Below are 18,979 nucleotides of genomic sequence, written 5' to 3'. Positions count from 1 at the left end.
AGCTGCCGTCATGCACCAAAAACGTAAACCCGGAGGTTCCCGGCGATGACGCTCAAAGCGCGCATCAATGAAGACGTCAAGGCAGCCATGCGTGCCCGCAACGCGAAGACACTCGGCACCCTGCGTCTGCTGCTGGCAGCAATCAAGCAGAAGGAGGTCGACGAGCGCGTTGTGCTTGACGATGCAGCGGTCGTCACAGTCATCGGCAAGATGCTCAAGCAACGCCGGGATTCGATTTCCCAGTATGCCGCTGCCGGCCGAAACGACCTCGCCGACGCGGAGCAATTCGAGTCCGAACTCCTCAGCGCCTACCTCCCCGCCGGTTTGCCGACGGAGGCGCTTGTCGCCGCCATTTCCGAGGCCATTGCAAGCACCGGCGCCGGCAGCCCTGCCGACATGGGCAAGGTGATGGCCGAGCTGCGGCCCAGGCTGAGCGGGCGCGCCGACATGGGCGAGGTTTCGCGGCTCGTGAAAACGCGCCTGGCTGGCACCTGAGCGCCTGCGCCACGACTGCCAACGGCCAGCCGCTGTGAACCCCGGATGATCCCGGACTCGTTCATTCAGGATCTGCTGCACCGTGTCGACCTCGTCGACCTGATCGACAACTACGTGCCGCTCAAGAAAACAGGCGCCAACTTCGCGGCGTGCTGCCCGTTCCACGGCGAGAAATCCCCATCGTTCACGGTCAGTCCGAGCAAGCAGTTCTACCATTGTTTCGGCTGTGGCGCACATGGCAATGCCATCGGATTTCTCATGGCCTACACCGGCGCCGGCTTCGTCGAAACGATCAAGGAACTCGCCAGCAGCTGTGGATTGCAGATTCCTGACGATAAGGCGCACGCAGGGCAGAGCGGTCCACGCCCGCAGGCGCTCGCCGAGCGCATGGCGCAAGCGGCAAAGTTTTACTACGGGCAGCTCAAGCGCTCCGAGAACGCAGTCCGTTACCTCAAGGAACGCGGCGTTAGCGGCGAACTCGCCCGCCGCTTCGGCATTGGCTATGCGCCTGCGGGGGGAAAGAGCCTGGCCACCGCCTTCGATGATTACGACAGCGCCGAGTTGCAACTCGCGGGGCTGGTAATAAAAAACGACGAGGGCCGCCTCTACGACCGTTTTCGCGACCGGATCATGTTTCCGATTGCCAACCAGAAGGGCGAGGTGATCGCCTTTGGCGGCCGCGTTCTTGGCGCCGGCGAGCCAAAATACCTGAACTCTCCCGAGACTCCGCTGTTCGAGAAAGGCCGTGAGCTGTTCGGCCTGCCGCAGGCACGCACGGCCATACGCGAGAGCGACACGGTGATTGTCGTCGAAGGCTACATGGATGTCATTGCCCTCGCCCAGCACGGGATTGGCAACACCGTCGCCACGCTGGGCACAGCGACTACGGTCATCCACGTGCAGAAGCTGCTGCGCCAGGCTGACCGCGTGGTGTTTTGCTTTGACGGCGATGCGGCCGGCCGCAAAGCGGCGTGGCGCGCGCTGGAGAACAGCCTGGAAGTGCTCAGCGAGCAAAAAAGTATCGGCTTCGTCCTTCTGCCGGAAGGCGACGATCCCGACAGCCTGGTACGCGAGCGCGGTGAGCAAGCGTTTCAGCGAATGATCGTCGAGGCCACACCGCTTTCCGACTTCCTGTTGCGCGAGCTGAGCAGGCACTGCGACCTGAGCAGCGCCGAAGGGCGAGCCCGACTGGTCGCCGACGCCAAGCCACTGCTTGGCCGGATGCTGTCACCCCTATTGAGGCTGCAACTCGTCAAACGCCTCGCTCAGATCAGCGGCTTCTCGCAAGCCGAGATAGAACGCCTGTGTTCCCTGCGAGCACTCGCCAGGCCAGCACCGACCCGCGCGCCACGCCAGGCGCCCTCACTGTTGCGACCCTTGCTGCGCCTCCTGCTCCAGAAGCCGGCTCTGGCTGCGCGCTTGCCACTCGAACTGCTCCCCGAGCGCTCGCCGGAAGCGCACGCCATTCACCTGCTCTGCGCAACGATTACCGCCGTCGGCACGCAGCCACTCGCCTATCCGGCCCTGCTCGAAAAGCTGCGCGGCAGCGAGGACGAAACGGTGCTGCACGAAGCGGCGGCTGAACTAATGCAGGAGCCTTTTGCCGAAGACGAGATCGACAGCGAATTTGACGGTGCGGTCGCCCAGCTGCTGGAAGGTGAGCACAAACGGGCCTTCGCGCGACTGCAGGACAAGATCCAGAAGCTTGGCGTCGCAGGGCTGTCGAACGAGGAAAAGCAGCAGTACCTGCAAGCGCTCAGCGCGCGCAGCAGAGGCAGCGAGGCTGTCTAAGGTATGATAGAATTTAGAGTTTTTCCAGTATAACGCTATCCGGGAATTGGTCATGGCAAGGGAAAAGGCGGCAACTACGAAGGCGGCAAAAGCGAAGGCAGCGGCGGATCTATTGGCACAGGTTGGCAACCAACCGGCTCCGATAGACGACGAAACGCGCAAGACGCGGCTGAAGACGCTGATCAAACTCGGCAAGGAGAGGGGTTTTCTGACCTACGCCGAAATCAACGACCATCTGCCCGATGATGTCGTGGATGCTGAGCAGATTGAAAGCATCATCAGCACCTTCAACGATATGGGGATCCAGGTCTACGACGAGGCCCCCGACGCTGAAACTCTGCTGATGTCGGACTCTGCGCCGGCTGCCGGCGCGGACGATGCTGACGTCGAAGAACAGGCGGAACAGGCGCTGTCGACCGTCGACTCCGAGTTCGGCAGGACGACCGACCCGGTGCGCATGTACATGCGCGAGATGGGTTCTGTGGAACTTCTCACCCGCGAAGGCGAGATCGAGATCGCCAAGCGCATCGAAGACGGCCTTAAACACATGGTCCAGGCGATCTCGGCCTGCCCGACAACGATTGCCGAAATCCTCTCTTGCGCAGACAGGATCACGCGTGAGGAAATGCGCATCGAGGAGTTGATCGACGGGCTGATTTACCCCGAGGGCGAAAGCGCTCCCGACGGTCCCGCCGACGATGACGACGAGAGCGATGACGACGACAGTGAAGACGACGAAGACGACGATGAGGACGACAACAGCGAGGCCGCCGAGGGTGCGGCGGCCGCGGCCTCGTTGCTCAAGCTCAGAACGGAAGGGCTGGCGCGCCTTGAGCTGATTCGTGAGCACGACAGCAAGGCGCAGGCCCTGCTGTCCAGGAAGGGCTCGCAGGACAAGGCCTATCTGAAGCTCCAGGAACAGATCTCGGACGAGATGATGGGCATTCGCTTCACCTCGAAAACCATCGAGCGCCTCTGCGACACCGTGCGCGCGATGGTTGAGGAAGCGCGAACCTGTGAACGGAAGATCCAGAGAATCTGCGTGGACACCGTACGCATGCCACGCCCGCATTTCATCAAGGTCTTCCCGGGCAATGAGCTCAACCTCGACTGGGTGGACATCGAAATCGCGGCAGCGGGAAAGACCTACGCCGCGATCCTCACCCGCAATGCACCGAACATCACCGAAGAACAGCGCAAGCTGCTCGCCCTGCAGGATCGCATCGGCATCCCGCTGAAAGAGCTCAAAGACATCAACAAGCAGATGTCGACCGGAGAAGCGAAGGCTCGTCGCGCCAAGCGCGAGATGACTGAAGCCAATCTCCGCCTAGTGATCTCGATCGCCAAGAAATACACGAACCGTGGCCTGCAGTTCCTCGATCTGATCCAGGAGGGCAACATCGGCCTGATGAAGGCTGTTGACAAGTTCGAATACCGTCGCGGCTACAAGTTTTCGACCTACGCCACCTGGTGGATTCGCCAGGCAATCACCCGCTCGATCGCTGATCAGGCGCGAACCATCCGCATCCCGGTGCACATGATCGAGACGATCAACAAGATGAACCGCATCTCCCGGCAGATTCTCCAGGAGACCGGTCTTGAAGCCGATCCGGCGACGCTGGCCAAGAAGATGGAGATGCCGGAAGAGAAAATTCGCAAGATCCTCAAGATCAGCAAGGAACCGATCTCGATGGAGACGCCTATCGGCGACGACGACGACTCGCATCTGGGCGATTTCATTGAGGATCAGGCAACGCTCGCACCGACCGAGGCAGCCCTCTACTCCAGCCTGCGCTTCATCACCAAGGATGTGCTGGACACGCTGACGCCCCGTGAAGCGAAGGTGCTGCGTATGCGCTTCGGTATCGAAATGAATACCGACCACACCCTGGAGGAAGTCGGCAAGCAGTTCGACGTCACCCGCGAGAGGATTCGTCAGATCGAGGCCAAGGCACTGCGCAAACTCCGCCACCCGTCACGTTCCGACAAGTTGCGCAGCTTCCTCGATAACGGCAACAGCTAGGACACTCGGCGCGAGCGATGAAGGGGGCTTCGGCCCCCTTCGTGCGTTTGCGGCCTGCCCGTCTGCCGACGGGGAGCGCCTTCTTGGCGTGAACCGCCGGCGACGGTCAGCGTTTCGAGGCCCCGTGCGTTGCTTGAGGGTAACGATAATCAAAGGTCTCGAATGAAACTGACACGCTTCGCTTGCGCAGCACTTCTCGCGGCCACCGCCGCCCCTGCTTTCTCTTCCAACCTTGGGGTGTCGGTAAGCATCGGCCAGCCAGGCTTCTACGGCCGCGTCGATGTCGGCGCCGTCCCGCAACCACAAGTGGTCTATCGGCAACCGATCATCGTCGAGCGAAGACGCTTGGCCGGCCAGCCGCTCTATCTACACGTGCCCGCGCACCACGCCAGGCAATGGCACAAGCACTGTCGCAGTTACAACGCCTGCGGAGAGCAAGTCTACTTAGTGCAGAATGACTGGTACCAGCGCGATTACCTGCCGCAGCACGTGCAGCGGATCGAGCACTACCCTCGCTATGGCGGCCAGCGGAACGCCTACCGCGAAAGCTATCGCGGTGATCACGGGTACGAGCGGCGTCGCGACGATGGCCAGCGTGGTCGTCAATAGAGCCTTGCCGCTCGAACCGATAGCGTCCCGTTCGCGCGCCCAGCCGGCAAGTCGCCGATGATCGAATCGATCCTCCTTACCGCCACGCGAGTCGCCACATTCCATCAGCAGCGGCCGCTGACCAACGCCAGCGGTTTCTTCTTCATACGTGAGGAGCGGCTGTTCCTGGTCACCAGTCGGCATGTGCTGTTCGATGAACCGAGCCAGCACTTCCCGGATCGCATCGATATCGACCTGCATACCAGCCCGGAGAATATCGCCGCAGCGACCACATTCTCGATCCCCCTGTACGCGCACGGCGAGCGAGTCTGGCGACAGGGCCAGGATACGGCGGGAGAGATCGACGTCGCTGTTGTCGAAATTGAGCGCCGTGCGCTGCCGGAGAAGCTGCTATACCGTGCCTTCACGCCGCAGCACCTGCCGGGGCGCTTCGATCAGGTCGAAGTAGGCAGCTCATTGCTGGTCGTCGGCTTCCCGCTGGGTTTCCAGGACAGCCTGCATCACATGCCGGTGGTCCGCCAGGCGATCGTCGCTTCTTCCTTCGGGCTGCGTTTTCAGGGGGAAGGGTACTTCCTCACCGACGCACGCACGCACCGCGGGACCAGTGGTGCACCGGTGGTCATGCGCGGCACGGCACGGGAGTTCGTATCTGGCGACCTCCCGTGGATGCTGCTCGGCGTCCACTCCGCTCGCCTCGACGTCGGCTTCCGCGACCCGAACCAGGACGAGGCACTTGGGCTCAACTGTGCCTGGTACGCCGACATCCTGCTGACCTTGACCGAACGCTGAGTGCGGGTTTCGCCAATGCCAGCGCCACCCGCCTCCGCACCTCGCCGACACACGGGCCATGGCGGTCTCGGCGGCTGGCTACTTTGCGGAGCTGGCGACCTCGGCAAGCTTCTGCTCGATTCTGGCCAGCGGGATCGCGCCGGGGATACGCTCACCATCAGCAAAGAAGACGGTCGGCGTGCCATTGATGGCTAGCTTACGGCCCGTTTCGACGCTTTTCTTCACCGCCGTGGTATCGCAATCGCCCTTTCCACCCGGTGCCTTGCCATCGATCATCCAGTCGTTCCAGGCCTTAACCTTGTCAGCAGAGCACCAGATCTGATTGGATTTTTCCAGCGAATCCGGCGAAAGGATCGGGTAGAGGAAAGTATAGATGGTCACGTTTTCCAGCTTGGCGATTTCTCTTGCCAATTTCTTGCAGTAGCCACAGTTCGGATCCTCAAAGCTCGCGAAGACACGTTTTCCGTCGCCACGCACCTGTTTGATCGCCTGGGACAGGGGAAGATCCGAGAACTTGATCGCGGTGAGTTTCTGCATCCGCTCGGTAGTCACATTCTTCATCGTCTTGCCGTCGATCAACGAGCCGACAAGCAAGGCCGAAACCTTCTCGTCGGTGTAGACAATCTGGCCGTCCGCGTAGACTTCATAGAGCCCGAGATAGGGGGTCTTGGTGACGCTGGTCACCGGCGCGCCAAGCTTGCCTTCGAGCGCCTTCTTGACGCTTGCCTCGTCTGCCAGGGTGGGCAGGCTGAGTGCGGCAGCGACGGCAAATGACACGAGTTTCATATACATCTGGTTTCTCCGGGGTTGGGATACTGGCGTTTCAAAGGGTGCCGATTGCGTAGCGCACAAGAGCGTTCTTTAGGACTGGCAAAACATTCGTCAGGTTCATTCCCAGGTTGCGCAAGGGCTTCAGCCCCGGCAAGTCGTCACGGAAAAGCTTGTGCAAGGCGTGGGTCGTGGTCTGCATGAGCAGGGTTTCCTCGCGCCGTTCGCGTTGATAGCGAAGCAGCAGGCGCTCGTTGCCAATGTCCTGCCAGTCGGGCGTGCTGGCGAGCAGGGCGGCGAGCACTTTGGCATCCTGGTAGCCGAGGTTGATGCCGTGGCCGGAAAGCGGATGGATGCCGTGCGCGGCATCGCCAACCAGCGCCAGCCTGGGGGCGACGATTCGCGGCACCTGCATCAGGCGAAGTGGGAACGCCGCCGGTGGGGTGAGCAACTGCAAGGCACCCAACTGGTGGTGGCCGGCAGCGGCGACACGGGCTGCCAAAGCCTCTGCGGGCATATCCAGCAGCGTTTTCGCATGCTCATCGGGCGTCGACCAGACGATTGAGATGCGATCTCCCGCCAGCGGCAACCAGGCAAGGACCCCGTCCGCACGAAACCACTGCCGCGCAATGCCGCCGTGCGGGCGTGCACATTCGAAATTGGCCACCAGGCCCATCTCCCCATAAGGGGTGTTGATCGCCGGCAGGGCAAGCGCTTCACGTATCCAGGAGTCGCGCCCATCGGCGCCAACCAGCAGCTTTGCCGAAAGCGTGTCGCCGTTGGCAAGGGTCAGCGCGGCGGCCGCCGGACCCATCGTCAATGAATGCGGGACGGCGGGGCAGCAGAGGGTGAGATTGCCCTGCCGCTTGGCGTTTTCCCAGAGTTCGCAGGCCATCAGCGACGACTCCAGAATCCAGCCCAGTTCCGGGAGGCCAGTCTCATACGCTGAAAACTCAAGCTCGGCGCCATCATCGCCAAAAATCTTCATGGCATGGATGGGAGCAATCCGCTCGCCCGCCAGATGCTTCCAGACGCCAATCTCACGCAGGAAAACGGCGTTGGCCGGCGACACCGCATAGACGCGGGCATCCCAGGCTGCCGGCCGCAGCGGCGGGCGCTGCTCTACAAGGCCGATCCTGAGCCGTGTGTCGCGCAGCGCACAAGCCAGTGAAAGACCGGCCAGGCCGCCACCTACAATAAGAACGTCGAACTCGCTAGCTTGCATGCAGATGGGGCTCGGAAGAAATGCGCTCGTCAAACGAGCCAGATTTTACAAGTGCGGCCAAGAGTGTGAGAAGCTGACAGTAATGAACACGCTCGCCAGACAAGCTGCTCACCTTTACTTCCCGGCGATTGTTCGTTCGGAGCATGATTCTCCACTTGACGCGTTGGTCGCCGCGTGTGTCCCGCGACCCGAGGCAATGAACCTGGTCGCTGCGTCCTGGGCCGACAGCGACCCGACCTGCCTGCTGGCAGTGCTTGACGGCGGCCGCCCGGTTGTCGTGTTGCGTACGCAGGCGGGGCGTTGGGCAGCGTGCAATGCCTTTCTCGGCAGTCTCCATGCGACGTGGCAGGAAGCTGATCGGCAGCTGAGAAAAGGTCGCTACCCCCAACGCCAAGTCTACGTCGTCAGCGTCCAGAAGGGGCGAATTCACAGGCCCATGCCGGAAAACCTTCTTTCCGATCCGGCCCAAGGCGGCGAAGAGCCATCGGCATTAGCGCGAGGCAACACTCCTAAACACGGGCCCGCAGCGACAAGGCGCAAGGCAACGCCGGCGCCGGCCCGAGAGCCGCCGCCGGTGAGCGATGCTTGAAGGATTCCGGCCTAGCCCTTGAGGCACTCGCTCATGAAGGCCTTCCGCTCGTCACCTTTGAGCGCCTTGCTGCCAGCCGTGGCGTTGCAGTCCTTCATCTTGTCCTGCTGGCTAGCCTTCGCCGGTACGGCGGCGGCTGGAGCGGCTGCAGGACTTGCCGCCGCCGGAGCCTTCTTTAGACAATTGCTCATGAACTGCTTGCGGCCGTCGCCAGCCAAGGCCTTTTCTTTGGCCTCCGCGTTGCAGGACTTCATCTTTTCCTGCTGGGCCTTCTGGGCTTCCGAGGGTTCTTTCTTCCCTTCGGCAGCAAAGGCACCGCCGGTGGTGAAAACGAGAGCGGCAATAGCGATCCAGGCTTTCATCGGGGGTTCTCCTTGGTTGAGGAAACCCCGTAATTAGGCCACTGCTACAGGTCTTCGTCAAGCAAGGCCTGCTGTTGACGGTCGATGAAGTCTCCCATGCTATCGATCCCTCGTAGCTGCAGAATGCTGTTGCGAACCGCCGCCTCAAGCAGGACCGCAATGTTCCGGCCGGCAGCAACCGGGATGACGACCTTTCGAATGGGCAGACCAAGGATATCCTGCGCCTGGGCGTCGAGCGGCAAGCGCGGACCGTCGGTCCCGGTCAGCGGCCTTTGCAGATGGGCGATCAGCTTGAGTTTCATTTTCCGGCGCGACGCCGTCTCGCCGAAAATGGTACGGATGTTGAGCAAGCCAAGGCCGCGCACTTCCAGATAGTCGCGTAACATACTGGGGCAGCGACCTTCGATCGTCGTTGGGGCGATGCATGCCAGCTCGACGACGTCGTCAGCGACCAGTCCATGGCCGCGCGAAATCAGCTCCAACGCCAGTTCGCTCTTACCGACACCAGAATCTCCGGTAATCAGGACGCCCATCCCGAAAACGTCCATCAGCACGCCATGCATCGATGTCGAACCTGCCAGGCGGCGTGAGAGATAGATGCGCAGCAAGTCGATCACCGCGGAACACGGCTTCGAGCTGACGAACAGGGGTGTTTGCGTCGACTCGCAACCGTCACGAATCGCCGGCAGGATATCAAGATTGTCGGCGATGATCAGCGCCGGCGGCTTGGCCGCCATCAACTCCCGCACCTGCTGACGCAGGCGTTCAACGGTAACTCGTTGCGCCCAGGCATGCTCAGCTCGGCCGATAACCTGTAAACGCTCAGGGTGAATCAGGTTGAGATGGCCGACGACATCGGCGCCATAATTACTCTGCTCTTTGAGCTCGATCTGGCGATCGACGCCTACTGCCACAACCCAGGACAGCTTCAGTTTCTCCCGGTGATCCTCATAGAGCTGGATCACGCTGAACTGACGCACGGCGTTCATGTTCCGTCGGCAAAGATCTGGTGAACGGTTTTCGAGTCGATGGCGCTGGAAAGAGCTTCGCGGCACGTGCGGTCGGAGAAGTGCTGTGCCAGCTCAGAGAGGATTTGCAGGTGCTGCTCGGTCGCCACTTCGGGAACCAGCAGGACAAACAACAGTGAAACCGGCTTGCCATCCGGAGAATCGAACGGCACCGGTGCAGCCAGCCGCAGGAAAGCGCCGGTGGCATCCTTCAGACCTTTTATCCGACCATGCGGGATGGCCACACCCTGCCCAAGCCCAGTCGAGCCGAGCTTCTCGCGAGCGAACAAACTGTCGAACACCGTGCTGCGCGCGATGCCGAGGTAGTTTTCAAAAAGAAGCCCCACGTGTTCAAAGACGCGTTTCTTACTGCTGGCGTCGAGATCAAGAATGATATTTTCGAGGGGAAGTAACTGGGTAATCTGGCTCATGCGACAAAAACCCGAAAAAGGCTGACGTGGATTGGTTCAAACGTGGAAGCGCACGGGCTGGCCGGCGATTGCTGCCGACGCTGCCGTGCGCAGACTATACATCTTTCACTCGACGACGATGTGGTCGATGATCTTGCTCCCGCGGTGATGATCCTGCAACTTCTGCTTGTACTTCTGGACCTGGCGCTCAAGCTTGTCGACCAAGCCATCCACTGCGGCATAGAGGTCCTCGTCGACCGTCTCGACATAGACGTCCTTGCCAGCCAGGTGAACGGTCACTTCTGCTTTCTGCTTCAGTTTTTCCACCGACAGAATCACGTTCACGTCTATCACGTTATCGAAATGACGGGTGATTCGCTCGAGTTTGCCAGTGACGTAGTCGCGCAGCGCCGGGGTGATCTCGAGGTGGTGTCCACTGACTTGCAGGTTCATGATGTGGCTCCTTCTTCTAAATGGACTTGCGTAGGTTGACCGGCGGAATACTGAGCGCCTCGCGGTATTTTGCTATCGTACGCCGCGCAACGACAATGCCCTGCTGGCCAAGGACTTCGGATATCTGGCTATCCGAAAGAGGCTTCTTCGGTTCTTCGGTGCTGATCATCTGCTTGATCAACGCACGAATGGCCGTTGCTGAACACGCCCCGCCAGCCTCCGTGCCGACGTGACTGCCAAAAAAATACTTCAGTTCAAAAATCCCGCGCGGCGTTGCCATGTACTTCTGCGTGGTTACCCGTGAGATGGTGGACTCGTGCAACCCCAGCACATCGGCGATTTCGCGCAAGACCAGCGGCCGCATCGCGACTTCACCGTGATCAAGAAACTGGCGCTGCCGTTCGACGATAGCCTGCGCCACACGCAGGATGGTGTCAAACCGTTGTTGCACATTGCGGATCAACCAGCGCGCTTCCTGGAGCTGACCAGCCAGCCCGGAGCCCCGCTGTCGGGAGAGAATCTGAGCGTAGAGACTGTTGATCCGCAGACGTGGAAAGGCGTCGGCGTTGACGCTTACCGACCACTGCCCCCGCACTTTACGTACCACCACGTCGGGCGAGATGTAGCGTGTGTCCTCCGAAGCGTACTGTGCGCCTGGCCGCGGATTCAGGCTGCAGATCAACAGGTGTGCTGCGCGTAGCGCGTCGTCATCGCAGCCTGTCTGCTTCTTGAGCTTGACAAAGTCATGGCTGGCCAGCAGCTCCAGACAGTGACCAACGATATCGAGCGCCAGCGTACGCGTCTGGCCGGCAGGCAAGGCTTCGAGCTGCAGCCCGAGGCATTCCTGCGCGCTGCGCGCACCAACGCCGGTGGGGTCGAAATGCTGCAGGTGATTGAGCGCGATTTGCAATTCTTCAGGCTCGATCTCCAACTCCGCCGGCATGGTTTCCGCAAGCTCCGCCAGCGACTGGGTCAGATAGCCGTCATCGTCAAGCGCATCGATCAAACAGCGCACCAACACGCGGTCACGGTCGGGAAGGGTCATCAGTCCGAGCTGCCACAGCAGGTGTTCGCGGAGGGAGACGGTCGCCGCCTGGACGTCCTGATAGTCGCTGTCCTCGTCGTCGAAGGAAGCCGATGAACCGTGCTGCCCGTTGTCGTCACCGGGCCAGATTTCGTCGTCGGAAAACGACTGTTCGCTGTGCTCGGAGAGTTCGGAGTGCTCGTCCGTCGCTACCGGGTCGGCAGCCTCTTCCTCGTTTCCGCTGCCGCTTGTTGGCGCGTCCGAGCGAGCGTACTCGTCTTCGCGCTCAAGCAGCGGGTTCTCCAGCAAGTACTTTTCGAGCTCTTGTTCGAGTTCGATCGTCGACAGTTGCAGCAGCCGGATCGATTGCTGGAGCTGTGGGGTCAGTGCGAGATGCTGAGTAAGCTTGAGCTGGAGGGACGGTTTCATTTACAGAACCGGGGAAGTCGCCGCATTGTCGTGGGGAAACTGCCCATATGGTTCTCGAATTGTGGCTGAAAAACCGGCGCGCTCAGAGGCGGAAGTTCTCACCCAGATACACCTTCCGGACGTTTTCATTATAAATGATTTCCTCAGACCGACCAGCAGCCAGGACGCTCCCTTCGTTGATGATGTAGGCGTGATCACAGATACCAAGGGTTTCCCGCACGTTGTGGTCGGTGATCAGCACACCGATGCCGCGCCCCTTGAGGAAACGGATGATCTTCTGGATATCAAGCACGGCGATCGGGTCGACGCCGGCAAAGGGCTCATCAAGGAGAATGAAACGTGGCGCGGTGGCCAAGGCGCGCGCGATCTCGACGCGCCGACGCTCGCCACCCGAAAGTGAAGTTGCCGGGCTCAGACGAAGGTGGCTGATATGCAGCTCTTCGAGCAACTCCGCGGTACGCGCCTCGACTTCGGCGGCCGACAGCTTCTGTAGCTCGAGGACCGCCATGATGTTTTCACTGACGGTGAGCTTGCGAAAAACCGATGCTTCCTGTGGCAGGTAGGAGAGGCCCAGTCGGGCACGCTTGTGCATCGGCAAGTGCGTGAGCTTCTGCCCATCGAGACTAACGTCACCGCCATCACAGGCAACTAGGCCGACGACCATGTAGAAACAGGTCGTTTTACCGGCGCCATTCGGGCCGAGCAGACCAACGACTTCCCCGCTGACCACTTCGAACGAAACATCATGCACCACGGTACGCGACTTGTAGCGCTTCTTTAGGCTTTGGGTGGAAAGTGTGCTCTGCGTATCGGACATTTCTCAATCGTTTTCAAAGTCGCCGCGCAGTACGCGTCGGATTGTTTCAGCGGAAAATCCTCGGCCAGCCAGAAAGCGCATCTGGCGGCTGCGCGCCACGGCATCGTCGGCGACCGCCCCTGGCTGACGAGCAAACCTCCGCTGCCAGACGCGACACGCCCGGGCCAGTTCGTCTTCACCCGTCGCCAGCGCAGCGCTCACCAGCTCGGCGGCAACGCCTTTCGAGCGCAATTCGTGAACCAGCTGCGCATCACCTACGCGCCCAGCGCGGGCGTTTACCCGCGCCAGCGCATAACGTTCGTCGGACAGCAGGCCGCTTGCAGTCAGGTCGTCGAGCAAGGCCTGCAAGTGCTCCGTTGATGGCGCATGCGGCGCCAGCTTCTGGGCAAGCTCAAGGCGCGCGTAATCGCGCCGCCCGAGCATGCGCAGAGCCCGCTCACGCAAAACGTCACCCACCGCGGGGCACTAGGCGGCCGCGGCGGCCGTCCTCACCGGCGGAGAGGGGACGTTCACGGCAGCGCGAATCTTTCCTTCTATCTCCTCGGCGATCTGCGGCTTGCTCTTCAGATACTCGCGCGCATTGTCCTTGCCCTGGCCTATTTTCTCGCCGTTGTAGGCATACCAGGAGCCTGATTTCTCGACCAGCTTGTGCAGCACCCCAAGTTCGATGATCTCGCCTTCACGCGAGATTCCCTCGCCATAGAGGATATCGAAGATGGCTTCCCGGAAGGGTGGCGCGACCTTGTTCTTGACAACCTTGACGCGCGTCTCGTTACCGATGACCTCGTCGCCCTTCTTGATGCTGCCGATACGGCGAATGTCGAGACGTACCGACGCGTAGAATTTGAGTGCATTGCCACCGGTGGTCGTCTCCGGACTGCCGAACATGACGCCGATTTTCATGCGAATCTGGTTGATGAAGATCACCAGGGTATTGGTACGGTTGATGTTGGCGGTCAGCTTGCGCAGTGCCTGACTCATCAGACGTGCTTGCAGGCCGGGCAGGGAATCGCCCATCTCGCCTTCGATCTCGGCCTTGGGCACCAGCGCGGCCACCGAGTCTATGACGACCACATCGACACTGGCGGAACGCACCAGCATGTCGGCAATTTCCAGCGCCTGTTCGCCGGTATCGGGCTGAGAGATCAGCAGTTCGTCAAGGTTTACACCAAGCTTCTGCGCATAACCCGGGTCGAGCGCGTGCTCGGCGTCGATGAAAGCGGCTGTACCACCGAGTTTCTGCATCTCAGCGATGACCTGCAGCGTCAAGGTCGTCTTGCCCGAGGATTCAGGACCATAGACCTCGACCACCCGGCCACGCGGAAGGCCGCCGATTCCGAGAGCGATGTCGAGCCCGAGCGAGCCGGTGGAGACGACCGGGACATCGGTCACCACGCTGCCCTCGCCCATTTTCATGATCGAGCCCTTGCCAAACTGCTTTTCGATCTGGGCCAGCGCTGCAGCCAGCGCCTTTGCCTTGTTGTCGTCCATTGCCAGTCCCCTTGCTTGAGTGAGCGGAATTATCCCATGTTCGAAGGCAGCGAAGATGCCAAGCTCCGCAGCAACACGGACTGTCATTATATACAGTGACTGGCGAATGGTCAGCCCTTGCGGACGACAAGGCGAAGCGAGTGGTCGGGTATCCGCCTGTTCAGACGGCGCGAACGAGGCGATTTTCCAGCAGTTCTATCAGCAACAAGAGCTCGCGCACCGCACCCGAAGCAAAGCCCTTTCGCTCGCCATCGCGGTTGTCGCGCAGCAGCCTGTTCAGGTAAGTCAGGCATTCTGGCGAGCCCCAGGTCCGCGAAATCTCCGTTGTAATGCGTACCTCCCGCCCTAATGTTGGCAAGCGCGGCAGGAGTTGGTCAATGGAGGCTGATTGCTCAGCACCAACGGTAGCCACGGGTCCAAGAGTTTCGCCGACCAACTCCCATTCTGGCGCAGCAACGTTGAAATGGCGTCGCAGTCGCAGGCCCAGCGCATCGAAAGCCTGACGCTGCCCATTCTCGCGATAGAGTTCGATAAGTTTCAGCCAAGGGGTCAGCGCCACGCGCGGATGGGCACTGACGAACTCCTCCAGTGCCTGCTCGGCACCTCGCGTCCGTCCGAAGGAAGCCATGATCTCGGCAAGTTCGAGGGCCGCAGCAAGCTCCGCGTCATCACCCTGCGGGCACGGCTGGGCGGGCCTACCCGACACGCTGTCGGCAACCGGAACGACATAGGCAAGCACGCCGCTGTCGCTCTCGCCGAGTGGAGCATCCGGACTGCTGCTCGCCTGGAGTTCCCAGCCGGAATCGTCGCTGGTGTCGAGCGGCAGGTCGGCGACAGCGGGGATCAGCAGCGGCTCGGCGCGCCAGCCCGCGCGACGGCCAAACAGCCAGCTCAAGCCGCCAACCAAACCGAGTAGGACCGCCAGTTCGAGCCACCAACCGCCCTTTTCCAACCCTGCTGCTGCGCCTAGGTGCGGTGTCAGCGGCCAGGGAGCTGCTGCTGGCGCAGCCAGCGGCGCAAGGGTTGGCGACGGTAATGGAGAAGGCGTCCCGGTTCCCTTCTGCAGATCGGCAAGCACAGCCTCCAGATGACTCAGTTGCTCGGCAACGGCCAACTGCTGCTCGGCCTGCGCGTAAAGCGCCGACAGAAGCCGGTATTCCGTACGCAACATTGAACGCTGACCGTCGCTCGTCTTGCCGAGCAAGGAAGTCGACAGGCGCGAACTCAAACGCAAGGGAGGTTGTTCGGCCCCTGCTGAGCGGTAATCACCGTCCGCGTCGGCGAAGATGAGCAGGCGATCTGCCGGGCCGAGTTCAAGCGACACTTTCCGGAGGCGCGGATTCTCGCCGCGCGAGACGGGATGTCGATCTGGGATGGCCGCGTAACCGTTGCCGACGAAAGCCGCGTTGGCCAGAGGCGCCGTCGGCGACGCAAGTGCTGCCGGGGCGGTCGCCTGGCCAGAACGGAGAGCGCCGCGGTCCCCCACTGCCAAGACGATAATCGACAGCAGCGAAGAAATACCCCATAAAGCCGCAGGAATCGTGATTATCGCGCGCATGTTCGGGAAGGAAGACAGGGCAGATTCTGGTTACTCATTCTATTCCAAGGCGCCCGTTCCTGCCGCGAATATCTGCCCAAATTCGTTGTTTTACCAACGCGCTAGGGCTCCTCTCGCGAAACGCTCTCGACCGCCGTCAGCCCAGTTGCCGCGCGGCCCGCTGCAACACACCGTGGAGAGCATGCGCCACCGATTGTGCGCGTACCGCTGCCCGCTCTCCGGCAAAACAACGCCTTTCCGTATCGAGTCGCCCTTGCGGTCCTGCCCAGGCAAAGCAGACTGTCCCCACTGGCCGGCTCGGAGAGCCGCCACCCGGACCAGCGACGCCAGTGATCGCCAGCGCCCAATCGGCGCGACTGCAGCGCAGGGCCCCCAGGGCCATGGCCGCTGCAGTCGCCTCGCTCACCGCCCCCTGTGCGACAAGTAGTTCGGCGCCGACACCGAGCATTTCGATCTTGGCCTCGTTCGAATAGGTGACGAAACCGCGCTCGAACCAGCGCGAGCTGCCGGCAATCGCCGTCGCGCACTGTCCCACCCAGCCACCGGTGCAGGATTCGGCGGTCGCCAGGCACTCCCCGTTGGCCAGCAACAACTCGCCGACTGCTGCGGCAAGCGCTTCCAGCGAAGGCTGATCGCAAGCCCTCATGCCAGCACGAAACGCAGGATCGCCAGCACCAGCACGGTATAGCCGGCAGCGATCAGGTCGTCAGTCATTACCCCGAAGCCATTCTTCACCTGTTCGTCGAAGTAGCGCGCCGGCTGCGGTTTGCTGATGTCGAAAAAGCGGAACAGGCAGAAAGCCGTGGTCTGCCACAACCAGTGGCCCGGACAGAACAGCAACACCAGCCAGAAGGGAACGATCTCGTCCCAGACAATGCTGCCGTGATCGACGACCCCCAGGTCGATCCCCGTCTTGTGCACCGCCACCGCGCCGCCAACGAAGCAGACGACAATGAAACCGAGCAGCTCGAAGTCGCTCATGTACGGACGCAACAGCGGGAACGACAGCCAGCCGAAGAGTGTGCCGACAGTCCCCGGCGCCCGCGGCGACAAGCCACTGCCAAAGCCACAGGCGACCAGGTGCGCGGGATGCGCCATGAGAAATTGCACGGAAGGAGGAGCGGGGCTAGCCAAAGTGGTCGAATCCTTTGCCGTCGATGGCCATTGCCTGCCCGTCTTCGTCGAGCAGCGTCAGGCGAGTGTTCGCCGCGGCGACTATCCGGCCAAAGCGCCAGAGCGGCAGATCGAGCTCGGCGGCGAGTGCGGCAATCTCGAGTCGCCTTTCCGGCAGGGCCGAGAACACCAGTTCATAGTCGTCGCCACCAGCCAGCTGACACTGGCGCGCGAACGCCGGGTCGACTCCAGCCGGCCTTGACGGAAGCTGCGCCGCGCCGACTTCGGCGGCGACCGCCGATCGATCCAGGATGTGGCCGAGGTCGGCGAGCAAGCCATCCGAAACGTCGATGGCCGCGTGCGCCAGACGACGCAAGCGCAACTCGAGTCCCAGTTCGACGCGTGGCATGGGCTGCTGCAGTGCGGCCAGACAGCGTTTGGCGAGCGCTTCCTTGAGCTGTACGCGCCCCTGCAGACAGGCCAGCCCCATCGCCGCCAGGCCAGGCCAGCCGGAAACCCAGAGATCGTCACCCGGCAAAGCCCGATCGCGACGCAGCGCCTCGCCGGCGGGAAGTTCACCAAGCACCGTGAAACACAGGTTGAGCGGACCGCGCGTCGTATCGCCGCCGACCAGGTCGACGCCATAGCGACTGGCGCAGGCAAAGACGCCTTCCGAAAACGCCACCAGCCACTCGGCGCGCGCCTCGGGCAGGCTTCCGGCAAGCAAGGCCCAGCGTGGCTTGGCGCCCATCGCAGCGAGGTCGGAGAGGTTGACCGCCAGCGCTTTCCAGCCGAGCTGCCTGGGATCCGTGCCGGGCAGGAAATGGCTTCCTTCGACCAGCATGTCGGTGGTTATCGCCAGTTCGCAGCCCGCGGACGGCGCCAGCAGCGCGCAATCATCACCGGGGCCGAGGACCGCTTGCGGCGTCGGCCTGGAAAAGTACGTCCGGATCAGTTCAAACTCGCTGGGCATCTCCATTTCCTTGCACCTGCACGACTTGCCGGACTTGCTCGGCGACGCTGCTCAGCGTGCCTTGGCGCGAGCCGCGCGCTTGGCTTCGACCTCGGCCGGACGCAAGCGGGCAGCCAGCTTGTCGAGGACGCCGTTGACGTATTTGTGGCCGTCGGTGCCACCGTAGGCCTTGGCCAACTCGATCGACTCGTTGATGATCACCCGGTACGGGGTCTGCGGATAGTTGCTCAACTCGAAAGCGCCGGCCAGCAGGACGCTGGCTTCGATCGGCGACAACTCAGCGAAGGGACGGTCGAGATACGCCTGTAGCTGCTCCTGCAGCGCCAGGCGCTGAACGAGCACCCCGCGCAACAGCTTGACGAAAAACTCGCTGTCGGCCTTGTCGAAGCCTTCGACGTCGCCCAGGTGCGCCTCGATTGCCGCTTCGTCGTTGCCGCTCAGCTGCCACTGGTAGAGCCCCTGCAGCGCGAATTCGCGGGCCCGGCGACGCGGCGATCGAGCGGCAGTGGCCTTGCCGTTCGTCTTGTTCGGCGACGGCCCGGCCATCACGAGCGCTCCCCGAGTACTGCCAGCAGATTGGCCATCTCGACCGCCACCTGCGCGCAGTCGGCACCCTTCTGCTGCATGCGGGCGAGCGCCTGATCGTCGTCTTCGCAGGTCAGGATTCCATTGGCGATGGGCACGCCGCTATCGAGCTGCACCTCCATCACGCCCCGGCACGAGTCGTTGGCGACGATCTCGAAGTGATAGGTTTCGCCGCGAATGACCGCGCCGAGCGCGATCAGCGCGTCGAAATGCCCGCTTTGGGCCATCGTCTGCAGCGCTAGAGGTATCTCCAGAGCACCCGGGACGGTCGCTAGCGTAATGCGGGCTTCGTCGACGCCGAGGCGCTGCAGCTCGCTGAGGCTGGCGCTGAGCAGGCCTTCCCCGATGTCCTGGCTGAAGCGACTCATGACGATGCCGATCGCCAGCCCGTCGCCATCAAGTGAAGCATCGTATTCGTGGATATTCTCGTCGCGACGCACGGGAACGGTCTTGTTACGCGTTGTCTGG

21 protein-coding genes are annotated in these 18,979 nt (G+C 61.9%); 5 read left to right on the top strand and 16 right to left on the bottom strand.

Annotated features, from left to right (window positions below; genetic code table 11):
• The first annotated feature begins 45 nt into the window (after window positions 1-45).
• The 5 genes from QZ634_RS21080 (at window position 46) to QZ634_RS21060 (ending at window position 5,707) form a co-directional block, all read left to right on the top strand.
• Window positions 46-495 (top strand): GatB/YqeY domain-containing protein, encoded by a 450-nt coding sequence (locus QZ634_RS21080; RefSeq protein WP_291991424.1) that lies wholly within the window; start codon window positions 46-48, stop codon window positions 493-495.
• 45 nt (window positions 496-540) lie between these two features.
• Window positions 541-2,286 carry a DNA primase gene (gene dnaG / locus QZ634_RS21075; protein WP_291991423.1) on the top strand — a complete coding sequence of 582 codons (1,746 nt, stop codon included), beginning with the start codon at window positions 541-543 and terminating at the stop codon, window positions 2,284-2,286.
• Window positions 2,287-2,338: 52 nt separating this feature from the next.
• Entirely contained in the window at window positions 2,339-4,309 is a 1,971-nt protein-coding gene (gene rpoD, locus QZ634_RS21070) for an RNA polymerase sigma factor RpoD (RefSeq protein ID WP_291991422.1), read from the top strand.
• Between the two features lie 162 nt (window positions 4,310-4,471).
• Window positions 4,472-4,918, top strand: a complete 447-nt coding sequence (locus QZ634_RS21065; RefSeq protein ID WP_291991421.1) for a hypothetical protein — start codon at window positions 4,472-4,474, stop codon at window positions 4,916-4,918.
• 57 nt (window positions 4,919-4,975) lie between these two features.
• Entirely contained in the window at window positions 4,976-5,707 is a 732-nt protein-coding gene (locus tag QZ634_RS21060) for a serine protease (RefSeq protein WP_291991420.1), read from the top strand.
• Window positions 5,708-5,785: 78 nt separating this feature from the next.
• On the opposite strand, the gene QZ634_RS21055 is transcribed toward QZ634_RS21060, so the two are convergent.
• The 16 genes from QZ634_RS21055 to ribH all read right to left on the bottom strand — a co-directional run bounded on the left by QZ634_RS21055 (window position 5,786) and on the right by ribH (window position 18,951).
• Window positions 5,786-6,499, bottom strand: coding sequence for a DsbC family protein (locus QZ634_RS21055; RefSeq protein WP_291991419.1), 714 nt, complete (start codon window positions 6,497-6,499; stop codon window positions 5,786-5,788).
• Window positions 6,500-6,530: 31 nt separating this feature from the next.
• The gene (locus QZ634_RS21050; RefSeq protein ID WP_291991418.1) at window positions 6,531-7,700 is read right to left on the bottom strand and encodes a UbiH/UbiF family hydroxylase; all 1,170 of its coding nucleotides are present in this window, start codon (window positions 7,698-7,700) and stop codon (window positions 6,531-6,533) included.
• Between the two features lie 600 nt (window positions 7,701-8,300).
• Entirely contained in the window at window positions 8,301-8,651 is a 351-nt protein-coding gene (locus QZ634_RS21045; RefSeq protein ID WP_291991417.1) for a PsiF family protein, read from the bottom strand.
• Window positions 8,652-8,695: 44 nt separating this feature from the next.
• Window positions 8,696-9,631: an HPr(Ser) kinase/phosphatase gene (gene hprK, locus QZ634_RS21040; RefSeq protein ID WP_291991452.1), complete on the bottom strand. Its 936-nt coding sequence runs from the start codon at window positions 9,629-9,631 to the stop codon at window positions 8,696-8,698.
• Between the two features lie 5 nt (window positions 9,632-9,636).
• Complete coding sequence (gene ptsN, locus QZ634_RS21035; RefSeq protein ID WP_291991416.1) at window positions 9,637-10,089, bottom strand: PTS IIA-like nitrogen regulatory protein PtsN; 453 nt, start codon at window positions 10,087-10,089, stop codon at window positions 9,637-9,639.
• A gap of 105 nt (window positions 10,090-10,194) precedes the next feature.
• Window positions 10,195-10,521, bottom strand: coding sequence for a ribosome-associated translation inhibitor RaiA (raiA, locus tag QZ634_RS21030; protein WP_043569840.1), 327 nt, complete (start codon window positions 10,519-10,521; stop codon window positions 10,195-10,197).
• Between the two features lie 16 nt (window positions 10,522-10,537).
• Window positions 10,538-11,974 (bottom strand): RNA polymerase factor sigma-54, encoded by a 1,437-nt coding sequence (locus tag QZ634_RS21025; protein WP_291991415.1) that lies wholly within the window; start codon window positions 11,972-11,974, stop codon window positions 10,538-10,540.
• 82 nt (window positions 11,975-12,056) lie between these two features.
• Window positions 12,057-12,791 carry an LPS export ABC transporter ATP-binding protein gene (gene lptB, locus QZ634_RS21020; protein WP_291991414.1) on the bottom strand — a complete coding sequence of 245 codons (735 nt, stop codon included), beginning with the start codon at window positions 12,789-12,791 and terminating at the stop codon, window positions 12,057-12,059.
• 3 nt (window positions 12,792-12,794) lie between these two features.
• Window positions 12,795-13,247 carry a recombination regulator RecX gene (gene recX / locus QZ634_RS21015; protein ID WP_291991413.1) on the bottom strand — a complete coding sequence of 151 codons (453 nt, stop codon included), beginning with the start codon at window positions 13,245-13,247 and terminating at the stop codon, window positions 12,795-12,797.
• A 9-nt stretch (window positions 13,248-13,256) separates the two neighbouring features.
• A complete protein-coding gene (gene recA, locus QZ634_RS21010; protein ID WP_291991412.1) occupies window positions 13,257-14,282 on the bottom strand; it encodes a recombinase RecA in 1,026 nt (341 codons plus the stop codon).
• Between the two features lie 160 nt (window positions 14,283-14,442).
• Window positions 14,443-15,774, bottom strand: coding sequence for a hypothetical protein (locus QZ634_RS21005; RefSeq protein WP_291991411.1), 1,332 nt, complete (start codon window positions 15,772-15,774; stop codon window positions 14,443-14,445).
• A 202-nt stretch (window positions 15,775-15,976) separates the two neighbouring features.
• Window positions 15,977-16,486: a nicotinamide-nucleotide amidohydrolase family protein gene (locus tag QZ634_RS21000; RefSeq protein WP_291991410.1), complete on the bottom strand. Its 510-nt coding sequence runs from the start codon at window positions 16,484-16,486 to the stop codon at window positions 15,977-15,979.
• The gene (locus tag QZ634_RS20995) at window positions 16,483-16,938 is read right to left on the bottom strand and encodes a phosphatidylglycerophosphatase A (RefSeq protein WP_291991409.1); all 456 of its coding nucleotides are present in this window, start codon (window positions 16,936-16,938) and stop codon (window positions 16,483-16,485) included. Before QZ634_RS20995 ends, QZ634_RS21000 begins: the two co-directional genes overlap by 4 nt.
• A gap of 28 nt (window positions 16,939-16,966) precedes the next feature.
• Entirely contained in the window at window positions 16,967-17,926 is a 960-nt protein-coding gene (thiL, locus tag QZ634_RS20990) for a thiamine-phosphate kinase (protein WP_291989281.1), read from the bottom strand.
• Window positions 17,927-17,977: 51 nt separating this feature from the next.
• Window positions 17,978-18,472, bottom strand: coding sequence for a transcription antitermination factor NusB (nusB, locus tag QZ634_RS20985; protein ID WP_291991408.1), 495 nt, complete (start codon window positions 18,470-18,472; stop codon window positions 17,978-17,980).
• A complete protein-coding gene (gene ribH / locus QZ634_RS20980) occupies window positions 18,472-18,951 on the bottom strand; it encodes a 6,7-dimethyl-8-ribityllumazine synthase (protein ID WP_291991451.1) in 480 nt (159 codons plus the stop codon). The genes nusB and ribH overlap by 1 nt, the downstream gene beginning before the upstream one ends.
• Window positions 18,952-18,979: the final 28 nt, after the last annotated feature.

Source organism: Candidatus Accumulibacter sp. ACC007, from assembly GCF_907163205.1.
In the GTDB taxonomy this organism is placed as follows: domain Bacteria; phylum Pseudomonadota; class Gammaproteobacteria; order Burkholderiales; family Rhodocyclaceae; genus Accumulibacter; species Accumulibacter regalis.
The sequence above is the reverse complement of the archived record's forward strand: the minus strand, read 5'-3'. Positions and strand labels throughout refer to the sequence as shown.

Bases quoted from the DNA above. Each gene is read 5' to 3' on its own strand.
- QZ634_RS21055 (WP_291991419.1), bottom strand. From the start codon at position 6,499: ATGTATATGAAACTCGTGTCATTTGCCGTCGCTGCCGCACTCAGCCTG.
- QZ634_RS21045 (WP_291991417.1), bottom strand. From the start codon at position 8,651: ATGAAAGCCTGGATCGCTATTGCCGCTCTCGTTTTCACCACCGGCGGT.
- QZ634_RS20995 (WP_291991409.1), bottom strand. From the start codon at position 16,938: ATGGCGCATCCCGCGCACCTGGTCGCCTGTGGCTTTGGCAGTGGCTTG.
- lptB (WP_291991414.1), bottom strand. From the start codon at position 12,791: ATGTCCGATACGCAGAGCACACTTTCCACCCAAAGCCTAAAGAAGCGC.
- thiL (WP_291989281.1), bottom strand. From the start codon at position 17,926: ATGCCCAGCGAGTTTGAACTGATCCGGACGTACTTTTCCAGGCCGACG.
- recA (WP_291991412.1), bottom strand. From the start codon at position 14,282: ATGGACGACAACAAGGCAAAGGCGCTGGCTGCAGCGCTGGCCCAGATC.
- ptsN (WP_291991416.1), bottom strand. From the start codon at position 10,089: ATGAGCCAGATTACCCAGTTACTTCCCCTCGAAAATATCATTCTTGAT.
- QZ634_RS21025 (WP_291991415.1), bottom strand. From the start codon at position 11,974: ATGAAACCGTCCCTCCAGCTCAAGCTTACTCAGCATCTCGCACTGACC.
- QZ634_RS21000 (WP_291991410.1), bottom strand. From the start codon at position 16,486: ATGAGGGCTTGCGATCAGCCTTCGCTGGAAGCGCTTGCCGCAGCAGTC.
- QZ634_RS21080 (WP_291991424.1), top strand. From the start codon at position 46: ATGACGCTCAAAGCGCGCATCAATGAAGACGTCAAGGCAGCCATGCGT.
- nusB (WP_291991408.1), bottom strand. From the start codon at position 18,472: ATGGCCGGGCCGTCGCCGAACAAGACGAACGGCAAGGCCACTGCCGCT.
- rpoD (WP_291991422.1), top strand. From the start codon at position 2,339: ATGGCAAGGGAAAAGGCGGCAACTACGAAGGCGGCAAAAGCGAAGGCA.
- QZ634_RS21060 (WP_291991420.1), top strand. From the start codon at position 4,976: ATGATCGAATCGATCCTCCTTACCGCCACGCGAGTCGCCACATTCCAT.
- QZ634_RS21050 (WP_291991418.1), bottom strand. From the start codon at position 7,700: ATGCAAGCTAGCGAGTTCGACGTTCTTATTGTAGGTGGCGGCCTGGCC.
- dnaG (WP_291991423.1), top strand. From the start codon at position 541: ATGATCCCGGACTCGTTCATTCAGGATCTGCTGCACCGTGTCGACCTC.
- raiA (WP_043569840.1), bottom strand. From the start codon at position 10,521: ATGAACCTGCAAGTCAGTGGACACCACCTCGAGATCACCCCGGCGCTG.
- QZ634_RS21065 (WP_291991421.1), top strand. From the start codon at position 4,472: ATGAAACTGACACGCTTCGCTTGCGCAGCACTTCTCGCGGCCACCGCC.